Source organism: Rhodococcus olei (assembly GCF_039540555.1).
Classification (GTDB): Bacteria; Actinomycetota; Actinomycetes; order Mycobacteriales; family Mycobacteriaceae; genus Rhodococcus_G; species Rhodococcus_G olei.
The window spans coordinates 1-12,260 of record NZ_BAABFB010000068.1 but is presented as its reverse complement, the minus strand read 5'-3'; the positions used below and the strand labels follow the sequence as shown (position 1 = coordinate 12,260).

At 71.7% G+C, this 12,260-nt stretch carries 13 protein-coding genes and 3 tRNA genes; 9 read left to right on the top strand and 7 right to left on the bottom strand.

The genetic code is table 11. The annotated features are described in order from the left end of the window. The first annotated feature begins 255 nt into the window (after positions 1 to 255). Positions 256 to 1,668, top strand: coding sequence for an FAD-binding oxidoreductase (locus tag ABD951_RS22925; RefSeq protein ID WP_345350777.1), 1,413 nt, complete (start codon positions 256 to 258; stop codon positions 1,666 to 1,668). A 4-nt stretch (positions 1,669 to 1,672) separates the two neighbouring features. Here ABD951_RS22925 and ABD951_RS22920 read toward each other — a convergent pair whose 3' ends face one another. Continuing rightward, positions 1,673 to 2,482: a DUF5602 domain-containing protein gene (locus ABD951_RS22920; protein ID WP_345350774.1), complete on the bottom strand. Its 810-nt coding sequence runs from the start codon at positions 2,480 to 2,482 to the stop codon at positions 1,673 to 1,675. A 232-nt stretch (positions 2,483 to 2,714) separates the two neighbouring features. On the opposite strand from ABD951_RS22920, the gene ABD951_RS22915 reads away from it, so the two are divergent. Then, complete coding sequence (locus tag ABD951_RS22915; protein WP_345350771.1) at positions 2,715 to 3,704, top strand: alpha/beta hydrolase; 990 nt, start codon at positions 2,715 to 2,717, stop codon at positions 3,702 to 3,704. 9 nt (positions 3,705 to 3,713) lie between these two features. Here the strand turns inward: ABD951_RS22915 and hisC are convergent, their stop codons facing one another. Next, entirely contained in the window at positions 3,714 to 4,799 is a 1,086-nt protein-coding gene (gene hisC / locus ABD951_RS22910) for a histidinol-phosphate transaminase (protein ID WP_345350768.1), read from the bottom strand. Positions 4,800 to 4,870: 71 nt separating this feature from the next. On the opposite strand from hisC, the gene ABD951_RS22905 reads away from it, so the two are divergent. From ABD951_RS22905 to ABD951_RS22895, 3 genes are all read left to right on the top strand, one after another. Beyond that, positions 4,871 to 5,587 carry a dienelactone hydrolase family protein gene (locus tag ABD951_RS22905; RefSeq protein ID WP_345350765.1) on the top strand — a complete coding sequence of 239 codons (717 nt, stop codon included), beginning with the start codon at positions 4,871 to 4,873 and terminating at the stop codon, positions 5,585 to 5,587. 83 nt (positions 5,588 to 5,670) lie between these two features. Beyond that, positions 5,671 to 5,762: transfer RNA gene (locus ABD951_RS22900), tRNA-Ser, on the top strand. 33 nt (positions 5,763 to 5,795) lie between these two features. Continuing rightward, a tRNA-Arg gene (locus tag ABD951_RS22895) sits at positions 5,796 to 5,868 on the top strand. A 185-nt stretch (positions 5,869 to 6,053) separates the two neighbouring features. Here the strand turns inward: ABD951_RS22895 and ABD951_RS22890 are convergent. The 4 genes from ABD951_RS22890 to ABD951_RS22875 all read right to left on the bottom strand — a co-directional run bounded on the left by ABD951_RS22890 (position 6,054) and on the right by ABD951_RS22875 (position 9,031). Beyond that, on the bottom strand, positions 6,054 to 6,752 hold the full coding sequence (locus tag ABD951_RS22890) for a cation efflux transmembrane domain-containing protein (RefSeq protein ID WP_345350762.1): 699 nt from the start codon (positions 6,750 to 6,752) through the stop codon (positions 6,054 to 6,056). After that, complete coding sequence (locus ABD951_RS22885) at positions 6,752 to 7,081, bottom strand: ArsR/SmtB family transcription factor (RefSeq protein WP_345350759.1); 330 nt, start codon at positions 7,079 to 7,081, stop codon at positions 6,752 to 6,754. The genes ABD951_RS22890 and ABD951_RS22885 overlap by 1 nt, the downstream gene beginning before the upstream one ends. A 160-nt stretch (positions 7,082 to 7,241) precedes the next feature. Further along, entirely contained in the window at positions 7,242 to 8,282 is a 1,041-nt protein-coding gene (locus ABD951_RS22880) for an NAD(P)-dependent alcohol dehydrogenase (RefSeq protein WP_345350757.1), read from the bottom strand. A 227-nt stretch (positions 8,283 to 8,509) separates the two neighbouring features. Continuing rightward, complete coding sequence (locus ABD951_RS22875; RefSeq protein WP_345350754.1) at positions 8,510 to 9,031, bottom strand: hypothetical protein; 522 nt, start codon at positions 9,029 to 9,031, stop codon at positions 8,510 to 8,512. Between the two features lie 265 nt (positions 9,032 to 9,296). Between ABD951_RS22875 and ABD951_RS22870 the strand changes: the two genes are divergently transcribed. Beyond that, complete coding sequence (locus ABD951_RS22870) at positions 9,297 to 9,887, top strand: putative glycolipid-binding domain-containing protein (RefSeq protein WP_345350751.1); 591 nt, start codon at positions 9,297 to 9,299, stop codon at positions 9,885 to 9,887. A gap of 46 nt (positions 9,888 to 9,933) precedes the next feature. Here ABD951_RS22870 and ABD951_RS22865 read toward each other — a convergent pair whose 3' ends face one another. Beyond that, a complete protein-coding gene (locus ABD951_RS22865; protein WP_345350748.1) occupies positions 9,934 to 10,902 on the bottom strand; it encodes a prephenate dehydrogenase in 969 nt (322 codons plus the stop codon). Between the two features lie 48 nt (positions 10,903 to 10,950). On the opposite strand from ABD951_RS22865, the gene ABD951_RS22860 reads away from it, so the two are divergent. The 3 genes from ABD951_RS22860 to ABD951_RS22850 all read left to right on the top strand — a co-directional run bounded on the left by ABD951_RS22860 (position 10,951) and on the right by ABD951_RS22850 (position 12,112). After that, positions 10,951 to 11,487, top strand: coding sequence for a tRNA adenosine deaminase-associated protein (locus ABD951_RS22860; protein ID WP_345350745.1), 537 nt, complete (start codon positions 10,951 to 10,953; stop codon positions 11,485 to 11,487). A gap of 38 nt (positions 11,488 to 11,525) precedes the next feature. Continuing rightward, complete coding sequence (locus ABD951_RS22855) at positions 11,526 to 11,975, top strand: nucleoside deaminase (protein WP_345351004.1); 450 nt, start codon at positions 11,526 to 11,528, stop codon at positions 11,973 to 11,975. Positions 11,976 to 12,021: 46 nt separating this feature from the next. Beyond that, positions 12,022 to 12,112: transfer RNA gene (locus ABD951_RS22850), tRNA-Ser, on the top strand. Positions 12,113 to 12,260: the final 148 nt, after the last annotated feature.

Genomic DNA, 12,260 nt, shown 5'->3' with positions numbered 1-12,260 from the left:
GAGGACGAAGGACGAGTCGGACCGACTGTAGTCCCGTCGTCCGCCGTCCGCGGGTGTTCGGACCGTGTCGCTTCCGTGTGGTCGCCGTGACCGGCCGTCGGGGAGGGGCCGCGGTCCGGGGCGGCGGTGCGTGGTGCAGGTGCGTCCGACCTCCCGTTTCGGCGCCCGCAGGGCCGATCCCCCAGACTTCTGGGGCCCGAAAATCCCGGAAACCGGGGATGGTTGGCGCGCTCGCCGACCGGAAGGGTTTCGGTCATGACATTCCTGGACCGACTCACCCGCAACCGCAGCCGCATCGCCTCCGCCCCGGCCGACCCGATGGCCCCGCTCCGGGAGCAGCTCACCGGCCGGCTCGCCGTCCCGTCCGACGTCGACTGGGACGCCGCGTCGCAGGCCTGGAACCTCGCCGTCACGCAGCGGCCCCGGGCGGTCGTGCACGCGGCGACCGCCCGGGACGTGATCGCCGCCGTCGAGTTCGCCGCCGCCCACGACCTGACCGTGTCCGCGCAGCCCGGTGGCCACGGCGCCACCCGCGCCCTCGACGACACGATCCTGGTGCGCACCGGCGCCCTCGACGACATCTGGATCGACGCCGACGCCCGCGTCGCCCGCGTCGGTGCGGGCGTCAAGTGGGGGCAGCTGCAGAAGGCCCTCGCCGGTACCGGGCTGACCGGGCTGGTCGGCTCGAACGCCGACGTCACGGTCGTCGGGTTCTGCCTGTCCGGGGGGCTGTCCTGGTTCAGCCGGGCGTTCGGTGCCGGAGCGCACTCGCTGCGCGCGGTCGAACTCGTCGACGCGCGCGGCAAGCACCGCTGGGTCAGCGAGGAGTCCGACCCCGAACTGATGTGGGCGCTGGCCGGTGGTGGCGGCGACTTCGGCATCGTCACGGCCGCGGAGATCGCCCTGCACCCGGTTCCCGACCTGCACGGCGGCCGGGTCGCCTTCCCGGCGGCGCAGGCCCGGGAGGTGTTGGCGGCGTTCGCATCCGCGACCGCTGTCGCACCGGCCGAGACCACGCTGTGGGCGTCGTTGATGCATTTCCCGCCGCTGCCGATGCTGCCGGAGGAGATCCGCGGGCAGTCCTTCGTGTTCGTCGATGCGCTGCACGTCGGATCGTCGGCAGACCTCGACGGTGCCCTGGCGTCGATCCGGGCGGCCGGCACCGTGCTCCGCGACGGCGTCGGACCGCTGCGTCCGGAGCAGGTCGCCGACGTGTGCGAGGAACCGGTCGACCCGAGTCCCGCGACCACCCGGTCGTGGTCGCTGCGCACGCTCGACGACGAGGTGCTGGACCGGATCGTCTCGCTGGCGGGCGACGGTAGCGGAACCCCGTTGACGCAGGTGCAGATCCGTCATCTCGGTGCGGCGTTGCGCACGGCCGACCCGGCCCGCACGGCGACGGGGTCGGTCGCCGCCGAGTACCAGGTGATGACGCTCGCGATGGTGCCCGACGCCGGGTTCGCCGCGCCGGTCGCGGCCGCGACCACCGCGCTCGGTCGCGCCCTCGCCGACTGGGACGCCGGACCGACCGTCCTGTCCTTCCTCGGCGAGAGCCAGTCGGTGGCAGATGCTTTCGACGCCGAGACGCTGGAGCGGCTCCGGTCGGTCAAGGAGTCGGTCGACCCGGCCGCGACCGTGCGCGGCAACTACCCGGTGCGGGGGCGGTGACGCGTCAGGGGGCCTGACGCAGCGTCATCCCGCCGAGTTCGACGACGTACTCGTTGCTCGCCTCGTCGTGGCGCACCGAGTACGTCGTCGGGTAGTACCCGGACCTCGCGTACACCTGGGGCTGGCTGACGGGCTGGTCGACGCTCTGCTTCGTGAGCATCCAGTCGCGGGTCATCATCGGCTCGAGGAAGATGTACGAGCCGTCCCACGACCCGGCGCGCAGCACCTGCTCGAAGTCGAACCCGGGATGGATCCCCGCGGTGGTGTCGTCCCAGTGCAGGCCCATGTCGGGTGCGGTGTTCAGTACGGCCGGTCCCGGGTCGGGGACGTACCCGCTCGGCATGTGTCCGGCTGGAGGCAGGTTCGACGCGCGAGGCACGAAATCGATTCGCATGGGCGTGATCTCACCGACAGCGGCGGCGTCGATCATGTAGAAGTGCATGTCGAAGTGCGGCTCGGTGTACTCGCCGGCGGGCCCGTGCCCGTGCGGGTTCCAGTCCAGGGTGAGGTGGTCGAACACGGTCGCCGGAGCGTGCTGCGGCAGCGCGAGCGGGAAGCCCTGCATCTGGACGTCGGGGGCGTCGGTCAGCCCGTCCAGTGCGGCAGCGGTCATCCGGATGCCGGTGGCATTCGGGGTGCCGTCGGCGTTCACGGTCACGTACGAGTGGGCGGTTCCGTTGCCCACGTTCACGGTTGGTCCGTCCACGGTGGCCGTGGCCGCGGCGGAACCTCCGGGACCGGCACTGGTCAGGGCGAGTGCGGCGCAGGTGGTGAGGGCGAACCCGGCGGACCGGACGTAACGGAGCGAACGCATGACGCACCTCGATTCACGGCGTGACCGGAGTTCCCATGCTAACCCGGTGTCCGTCGCCGGGTGGGTTCTTCCGGCTCCGGGCGAGGTTCTGGACCGAGCGTCCGACTCGCTGAGTGAGTGATTGGCTGCGGCAACAGGATTCGCGTCGCCCTGCGTCACCGATCCTGATCCGTTACCGTTTCCGGCAGCGGGGCGCCCGCAACCGGCGTGGTGGCCCGCCCGAGGTGGGCCCATGAAGCGACTCGTGACCGTGGCTCTGTCTGCGGCCCTGTGCGGCCTGACCACCCCCGTCGCGCAGGGCGCACCCAGCGGACCGACCGCTCCGCCGGCCGCGACCGTCGAGCGGGTCACGATGCTCACCGACCGGCGCGCCGCCGTGTTCGTCCGCTCCCCGTCGATGCACGAGACCGTGCAGGTCCAGGTGCTGCTGCCGCCGCCCGGCGGCGGGCCCCGGCCCACCCTCTACCTCCTCGACGGCGCGGGCGGCGGCGAGGAGTCGAACTACCGGGAGAGCACCTGGACCCAGAAGACCGACGCGGTGGACTTCTTCGCCGACAAGAACGTCAACGTGGTGCTGCCGGTCGGCGGCACCGGCAGCTACTACACCGACTGGCTCCGGCCCGACCCGGCGCTCGGCGTCGACGAGTGGGAGACCTTCCTGACCGAGGAGCTGCCGCCGATCGTCGACAGCCGCTTCTCCGGCGACGGAACCAACGCGATCGCCGGGCTGTCGATGGGCGCCCACGCCGCGCTGAACCTCGCGACCCGGCATCCCGCCATGTTCGCCGGGGTGGCCGCGTTCAGCGGGTGCGCCGACAACGGGCAGCCCGACTCCAAGCTGTCGGTGCGGGCGACCGTCGCCTGGAAGGGCGGCGACGCCGACAACATGTGGGGGCCCGACGGCGACCCGGCGTGGGCCGCGAACGACCCGATGCGCAACGCGGAAGCGTTGCGTGGCAAGGAGGTGTACGTCTCGACGGGGAACGGGACGATCGGTCCGCTCGACGACCCGACGACCGTCGCCGGCATCAGCGCGATGACGCTCGGCGCCGTGCTCGAGTCCGCCGCCCTGCAGTGCACCCGGCTGTTCGACGCACGGCTGCGGGACCTCGGCATCCCCGCGACGTTCCGCTACCGGGACACGGGCACCCACTCGTGGCCGTACTGGCAGCAGGACCTGCACGACGCGTGGCCGACGCTGGCCCGTGCGCTGGGGGCGTGAGGCCGGGCGTCAGGCCGACCCGAGCACCTCGCGGCCGGCGTCGGTCGCGAACGCGAGGAACGTGTCGTTCTCGGCCGGGTCGCCGATCGTGACCCGCACCCCGTCCGCCCCGTACGGGCGCACCAGCACGCCCGCGGCGGCGCTGGCCTCGCCGTAGGCCGCGGATTTCTCGCCGAGCGGCAGCCACACGAAGTTGCCGTTCGACGCGGGCACGTCGTACCCGGCGGCGATCAGCGCGTCCCGCACCCGGGCGCGTTCGGCGACGACGGCGTCCGTGCGGGCGAGCAGCTCGGCGGCCGCGTCCAGCGACGCGATCGCCGCCGCCTGCGCGACCACGCTGACTGCGAACGGGGTGTGCACCTTGCCGATCGCGGTGATGATCGCCGGATCCGCGACCGCGTAGCCGACCCGCAGGCCCGCCAGGCCGTACGCCTTCGAGAATGTCCGCAGCACAACGACGTTCGGCCGGCCTGCGGCGAGCGCGATGCCGTCCGGGACCTGCTCGCCCGCGTCGTCGCCGGGGCGGACGTACTCGAAGTACGCCTCGTCGAGCGCCACCACCACGTGCGACGGCACCGCGTCGAGGAACCGCTCGATCTCGGCGGCGGTCAGGGTGCGGCCGGTCGGGTTGTTCGGGTTGCAGACGAAGATCAGCCGGGTGCGGTCGGTGACCGCCGCCGCCATCGCGTCCAGGTCGTGGCCGTGGTCCGCGGTCAGTGGCACCGGCACCGGGGTCGCGCCGGCGACCCGCGTCACCACCGGATACGCCTCGAACGAGCGCCACGCGAAGATCACCTCGTCGCCCGGGCCCGCGGTGGCCTGCACCAGCTCCTGGCACAGGTTCACGGAACCGCAGCCCGTCGCGATCCGGTCGACGCTCACGCCGAGCGCCGCACCCAGCGCCTCCCGCAAGGCGACGGAGCCGTTGTCCGGGTAGCGGTTCGCGCCCGCGACGGCCTCCGCGATCGCCGCCGCGATCGACGGCAGCGGACCCGCTGTGGTCTCGTTGCTCGCCAGCTTGATTGCGCCCGGGAAGCTCCGTCCGGGCACGTACGCGGGGATGTCGGCGAGGTCGGGGCGAATGCGTGCGGTCACGGTGTCCCATTATGCGCGGGGCCCGGAAACTGGTGGGGGCGCGGTGGGCCGGGTCGTGCCAAGGTGGACATATGTCGGGAATCTTCACGGACGGCGCGGTCCTTCGCGTCGTCGGGGAGCATCGCGACGATGCTCCCGAGCGGGTGCCACTGACCGCGATCGCCCCGGACGGGCCGGCCCGCGGCGGCATCGTGGTCCTGCACGAGTCACGTGAACTGTCCGCCGCCCTCGTCGACCTGATGCGGATGCTCGCCGCCGAGGGCTGGCTCGCGGTCACGCCGGACCTGTTCCACCGCGAGTCGGCGCACAGCGACGTCGAGGTGTTCGGGGACGCGTTGTTCGCCGACTTCGACGCGACGTTCGACTGGCTCGTCGCCCGCGGCGTCTACCCGGACTGCGTCGGGGTACTCGGCTTCGACGACGCCGGCACCGCCGCTCTGCTGGTGGCCACCACCCGCCCGATCGGCGCCGCGGTCAGCGTCGCCGCCCGCGGCATCGTCGCCCGGCTCGGTGCCGGTGTCCCCGCGCTCGTCGACGCGGCGCAGGACCTGCAGGCCCCGTGGCTGGGGCTGTACGGGGAGGACGACCCGCACACCCCGCCCGCCGAGGTCGAACGGCTGCGGGATGCCCTGGCGAGGGCCCCCGTCGCGACGGACATCGTGCGCTATCCCGGGCTCGAGCACCGCGCCGACGAGCCGCCGCGGCTGACCGCCGACGTCGAGGAGGGCGACCCGATCCTCGACGCACACCGGCGGATCCTCGGCTGGTTCGACAGCAACCTGCGATAACCCCGATCTGACCTGCCGTTTTGCGGAATCGGAGGGACCGTGTGTACTCTTTCGTCTCGGCGGTTCGAAAGGACCTGAGCCTAGGAAGCGTGCCAGAGCGGCCGAATGGGACTCACTGCTAATGAGTTGTCCTCCTTACAGGGGACCGGAGGTTCAAATCCTCTCGCTTCCGCCATGTCGATCCTCGGGTCGGCACAACTGAAGACATGCGCCCGTAGCTCAACGGATAGAGCATCTGACTACGGATCAGAAGGTTAGGGGTTCGAATCCCTTCGGGCGCACAGAGGAAAACCCCTCACCTGCAGAGATGCCGGTGAGGGGTTTTCTCGTTGTGCGCCGGTGGGTCGCGACGAGACGGAGCCGGCGCGGGGCCGGAGTGCCCACGTCGCGCGGAACGGCCGTGGCTCAGGTGCGGGACGACCACGTCGGCGGCCTGTTCGTCGCGGCCGGGACCGCGTGAATCCAGTCAGTCGTCGCAGCAGTCGCGGTCCTGCCCGGCCCCTGTGCCCGACGCGGAGATCGGTGTGGGGCAGCAGGTGTCGCCCTTCCATGCGTCGACGCCCTCCTTGACCGCGATCGCAGCGATGACCAAGCCCGCGACGGGGTCGGCCCAGGTCCACCCGAACAGGCTGTTGAGCAGCAGCCCGACCAGCAGAACGGCGGACAGGTAGGTGCACAGCAACGTCTGCTTGGAATCGGCCACCGCGGACAGCGAGCCGAGTTCGCGGCCCGCGCGCCGCTGCGCCCACGAGAGCACCGGCATGATCACCACACTGACCGCGGCCAGGGCGATCCCGATGCGCGAGTGCTGGGCCTCACCGGCACCGAGCAGCGCTCGGACCGACTCGACCGTCACGTAGGCGGCGAGGCCGAGGAACGAGAACGCAATGATCCGCAGTGCGACCTTCTCCCGCGCTTCGGGGTCCTTGCCGGCGAACTGCCACGCCACGGCGGCCGCCGACGACACCTCGATCACCGAGTCCAGCCCGAACCCGATCAGGGCGGTCGACGACACCCGCGCGCCCTCGGCGAGCGCGATGGCCGCCTCGATCACGTTGTAGCTGATCGTCGCGGCCACGAACCACCGTATCCGCCGTGACAGCACGCGCCGCCGCTCCTCCGTCGGCGCCGAGCGGGTGCCCGGCAGACCGAGGCCGGCGGCCATCAGCAGCACTCCTCGCTGTCGGCGGCCGGGCAGCAGTTCGGATCGACGGCCAGCACCAGCCCGATCAGATCGTCCAACGCCCGCCCGATCCTCGGGTCCGCCAGTTCGTACCGACTCCGACGCCCCTCCGGAACCGCCACCACCAGACCGCAACCACGCAGGCAGGCAAGATGATTCGACAGGATCTGCCGCGACACCCCGACCTGATCGGCCAGCTCGGACGGATACCCCGGCCCCGACCTCAAGCTCAGCAGAATCCGTGTCCGCGTCCCGTCGGACAGGGCATGACCGAACCGGGCGAGAGCATCACGATGAACCACCGTCTCCATACCCGGACGATACAACTTCGGATGAATTCAGAAAACCATGTACCAACAGCTGGTCGTGCGACTCCACCGAATGCGACATCCCCGTCACCCGGAGGCGGCGGGGATGTCGGTGGCGCTCCCGAATCGTTTCGGATCGGCGGCCTCGTTCGAGGCCGCCGGGCTACGGCACGATGACCGCGCGACCACGCAGGGTGCCTGCGGCGAGCCTGCGGTACGCCTCGACGCCGTCGTCGAGGGCGAACCGCTCCACGGCGATGTCGAAGATGCCCTGGTGCGCAAGGTCGATCAGCTCGATCAGCTCGCTGCGCGACCCCCAGTACGGTGCTGTCACCGTCGCCTCGAAGGGGGTCTGCCCGAAGCCGACCTTCGCGTGCGCGACACCGTCGCCCAGGCCGACGATCGTCACGTCGGAGGCGGTCCCGGCGACTCCCATCGCGATGTCGATGGTCGGCTGGTAGCCGACGAAGTCGAGCACCAGGGCGGCGCCGCCGGGACCGGTGATCTTCCGGACGGTCTCGATCGCGGACGCGTCCGACAGCACCGCCTCGTGCGCGCCGACGGACCGGGCGAACTCGAGCTTCTCCTCGCTGACGTCGAGGGCGACCACGCGGGCGGGCGACAGGTGCCGCAGCAGTTCGATCGCGACGTGGCCCAGTCCGCCGGAGCCGATCACGACGGCCGTGGACCCGCCGCGCAGCTTGGGCAGCGACCGCTTGATCGCGTGATACGGGGTCAGTCCGGCGTCGGTCAGCGGCACCGTGGTCACCGGGTCGAGGTCGCCGATCGGAACCAGGTGCCGCGGCGAGTCGACGATCATGTATTCGGCCAGCGCGCCGGGCGCGCCGAGTCCCGGCGGCCGGATCCCGAGTTCCGCGGCCCGGGGGCAGTAGTTCTCGGCGCCCTGCGCGCACTGCCAGCAGGTGCCGCACCCCCACGGCCCGTACACGACGACGTTGGTGCCGACCTCGATCCCGGTCGCGCCCTCGCCGAGTTCGACGACCGTGCCGGCGCCCTCGTGGCCGAGGGTCAGGGGCAGTCCGTAGACGTACTGTTCCTCGGGCAGGCTCATGATGAAGTCGTCGGAGTGGCAGACCCCGGCCGCGGTCACCTTCAGCAGCACTTCGCCGGGGCCCGGCGTCGGCGTCTCGATCTCGGTGACCTCGGGTTCCGCGCCGATGCGGGTGTACTGAATCGCCTTCATGCGGCGGACCTTTCCGCTGCGGTCGCGCCGGGCCGGAGGTCGGCCGGGACATGCGGGCCGCGAGCTGGTGCGCCTGCGACGTTAGGGCACGGCACCCGATCCCGCTCGGGGGCCCCGACGTTCGATTCCCCGGCGGTCCCGGCCGACGCTCGTGGCGCCGGGTGCAGCGGTCCGGCGAGCGCCGGACCCGCCTCGGGACGGTGGCGGACGGTGCGGGGTGCGTCCCGTCACCAGCTGCAGCCGCAGATCCCGGTCAGCGACTGCACCTGGAAACACTCCTTGCAGGTGGTGAGGAGTTCGCGGCGGCGGCTGAGGTTGCGCTTCTGCGCCTTCGCCCGGGCCTGCACGACGCTCGGCGCCAGCGTCGCGATCCCGCCGTCCGAGGGCAGGTCGATCGCACCGAAGTACCGGTAGCAGCGCAGCCGTTCCTCCGCGGCGTGTTGTTCGAGGTCGGCGGGCACGAGGCCGTACGTGGCGCGGACCGCCTTCGCGTAGCCGTCGCCGACGGTGCCGTTGACGCTGACGCACAGCGACGACAGCAGCGGCTCGCCGCGCACGCTGCACTCCGCGCCGACGCGGCTCAACGTCTTACCGATCCAGTTCTGCAGCAGGTTCCGGGTCCGGACTCCGGAGCGTTCCTGGATCGCGTCCGCGAGTTCCTGATAGGAGACCGTGCGCTGGTAGCTTCCGGCGATCTCGATGAGAACGCGGCGGGCTTCGGCTGACCAGATTTCCTGAGTGTCGGTCATGATGCCTCCTGGGGCTGTCATCCAATCCAGCCCATTCTGTGACCAATGCGTTATCGAACGCATCGGTTTGATCATTTTTCGCCGAAGTCGGCGCCGGTCGGGGACAATGCGCGGCTCCGCTCGGAGGGGTGTCCGGCGCCTTCGGGTCGAATTGTGTTTCGGGGCAACGGTGTTCGCGTCACGACCGGGTCCGGCGCCCGGTGACGCGTCGGGCTCGATCTGCGCCCCGGCTGCTGATCGCGTCGCCGTCGCTTACGGTAGACGGGTGACCAATCCTGCTCAGGGCACCGAAACCGTTTGGCCGGCGGTCCTCACGTGGCGGGCGCACGGCGCCCCTCGAATGGAATCGGTGCGGGTGCAGCTGGTCGGCAAGCGGATCAAGGCGTCGGGCCGGATCATCGGCGGCGAGTGTCCCGAGCACCCGGCCTTCAGCGCGTCCTACGACCTGGTCACCGACGAGTCCGGGGTGACGAGGCGGTTGTCGCTGCGGACCAGCCTGGCGTCGGGGGAGCGGCACGTGTCCATCAGCCGTGACGCCGAGGGCTACTGGATGGTCGAGGACGGCAGCACCCACCACCGGTCCGCGTTCGGGGGCGCCCTCGACGTGGACGTGGTGCTCAGCCCGTTCTTCAACACGCTGCCGATCCGCCGGTTCGGGCTGCAGCACGGGTCCGAGGACATCCAGGTCCCGGTCGTCTACGTCTACCTGCCCGACCTGAGCGTGCGGCCCGCCGAGCTCACCTACAGCTCCGGCTCCGACGGCATCCACGTCCTGTCGCCGGTGTCGAGCTCGTCGGTCACCGTCGACGCGGACGGCTTCATCCTCGACTACCCGGGGCTGGCCGAGCGGATCTGAGCGCCTCGCGACCGTGAGTGAGGGTCGTCCCCGCCGAGGGTGACACTCACAGTGCGCGGAACGCGCCGCCGCGGCGTCCGGCGTCGCGCAGGGCCCCGGCCCAGCCCGGTGCGCCGATCTCCACGCCGGTGACGTCCCAGCGCTCCAGGGTGTCGTGCCGCTGCCGCGCCGCGTGGCCCGCGTCCACCAGGGCCTCGGTGCTGCCCGCCGTCGCCAGCGCGCGGCGCGCGTCGGTGAGCAACGCGATCGCCTCGTCCAGCGCGACGGTCAACGCCGGCGCGTTCGCCTCGCACATCGCCCGGACCAGCGCCGGAGCGGTGCCGGCGACCCGGGTGCCGTCCCGGTACGACCCGGCCGCCAACGCCAGCGCCAGGTCGCCGCCCGCGGCCGCGGTCACCGCGAGCGCCTCGGCGAGCAGGTGCGGCAGGTGCGAGATCCGGGCGACCGCGGAGTCGTGTTCGGCGGCCCCGGCCGGCACGACCACCGATCCGCAGTCCAGGGCCAGCCGCGCGACCTGCGTCCAGCGGTCGGGGTCGGTGTCGTCCTCGGCGGCGACCACCCACACCGCGCCGCGGAACAGGTCGGCGTCGCCGGCCGGCCACCCGGAGTGGGCGGTGCCGGCCATCGGGTGCCCGCCGACGAACCGGTCGGCCAGGCCGTGCCTGCGGACGGCGTCGAGCACGGATCCCTTGACGCTGACGACGTCGGTGAGCGTGCAGTCCGGGGCGTGCGCGGCGACCTGCGTCAGGACGGTGTCGAGGGCGGGTTCGGGCACCGCGACCACGACGATCGCCCCGGTGTCGTTCGCTCGGGTCAGCACGGCCTGCAGGTCGGTGTCGGCGTCGAACCCGTCGGCGCGGGCCTCGTCGACCGCCCCGCCGGAACGGTTCCATCCCCAGGCGGAACGACCGGCCGCGACCGCCGCCCGTAACAGTGATCCGCCGATCAACCCGAGCCCGAGCACACACACGGAGGACGCAGCCGGTTCAGCAGACACCCGGATAGGTTGGCACATTCTCGGTTGGACTTCATGTAGGGGCCGCACGCGGACTACGGTTGCCGCATGGCTGCTCAGCGCGCGGGGAACAACGCCTCCTCCGACCGGTTCGACGATCTCGACGGCTTCGGTGTGGCAGTGGTGCTCGACGACGGGAAATGGAAGTGCACGGCGCTGAGCGCGAACGCACTGACCGGCCTGGCGGCGGCCGAGACGGAGCTGCTCGAGATGCGCGCGTCCGGTGCGGTGTTCGGCCTGCTCGACGTCGACGAGGAGTTCTTCGTCATCCTGCGCCCCGCGCCGACCGGAACCCGGTTGCTGCTGTCGGACGCGACGATGGCGCTCGACTACGACATCGCCGCCGACGTGCTCGAGGCCCTGAACATCGAGACCCCGGACATCGACCCCGACGACCTCGACGACATCGAGCCGTGGGAGGAGGGCGACCTCGGCGTCCTCTCGGACCTCGGTCTGCCGGAGCCGGTGCTCGGGGTGATCCTCGCGGAGACGGACCTGTACCCGGACGAGCAGCTGACGATGATCGCGCAGCGGCTCGGCTTCGGCGCCGAGCTGACCGCGGTGCTCGACGCCGCGCCGCGGTAGTGACGCTGCCGCAGTCGCCGCTCGCGCGCGACGAGGCGATGGTGCGTGCCGCGATCGAGGCCGCCGCCGCGGCCGGGGACGCGGACGTCCCGGTCGGGGCGGTCGTGTTCGACGCCGACGGGGTGGAGCTGGCGCGGGCCGCGAACGCGCGGGAGGCGTCCGGGGACCCGACCGCGCACGCCGAGATCCTCGCGTTGCGGCAGGCCGCGCAGGTGCACGGCGACGGCTGGCGGCTCGAGGGCGCGACCCTCGCCGTGACGCTCGAACCGTGCACGATGTGCGCCGGGGCGCTGGTGCTGGCGCGGGTGTCGAGGGTCGTGTTCGGCGCGTGGGAGCCGAAGACCGGCGCCGTCGGGTCGCTGTGGGACGTCGTCCGCGACCGCCGGCTCACGCACCGCCCGCAGGTCCGCGGTGGGGTCCTCGACGCGGAATGCGCGGCGCTGCTCGACGACTTCTTCCGCACCCACCGCCGGGCGGACTGCACCTGACCTGCGGATTTAGTGCCCCGCGGCCGCGTCGGGTAAAGTCACCAGCGGTGGCGTGTCCGAGCGGCCTAAGGAGCACGCCTCGAAAGCGTGTGACGGGTAACCCCCGTCCGAGGGTTCAAATCCCTCCGCCACCGCCAAAGCTCCCCACCTGTGTACGCAGGTGGGGAGCTTTTTGTGTCCGGAGCCGCACCGCGTTGTCGTGGATCGTCACGCGGTGGCGCCGGGTCAGGCGAGCTGGATCAGATCCAGGTACTCCTGCGACCAGTGATCCTCGGTGCCGTCGGG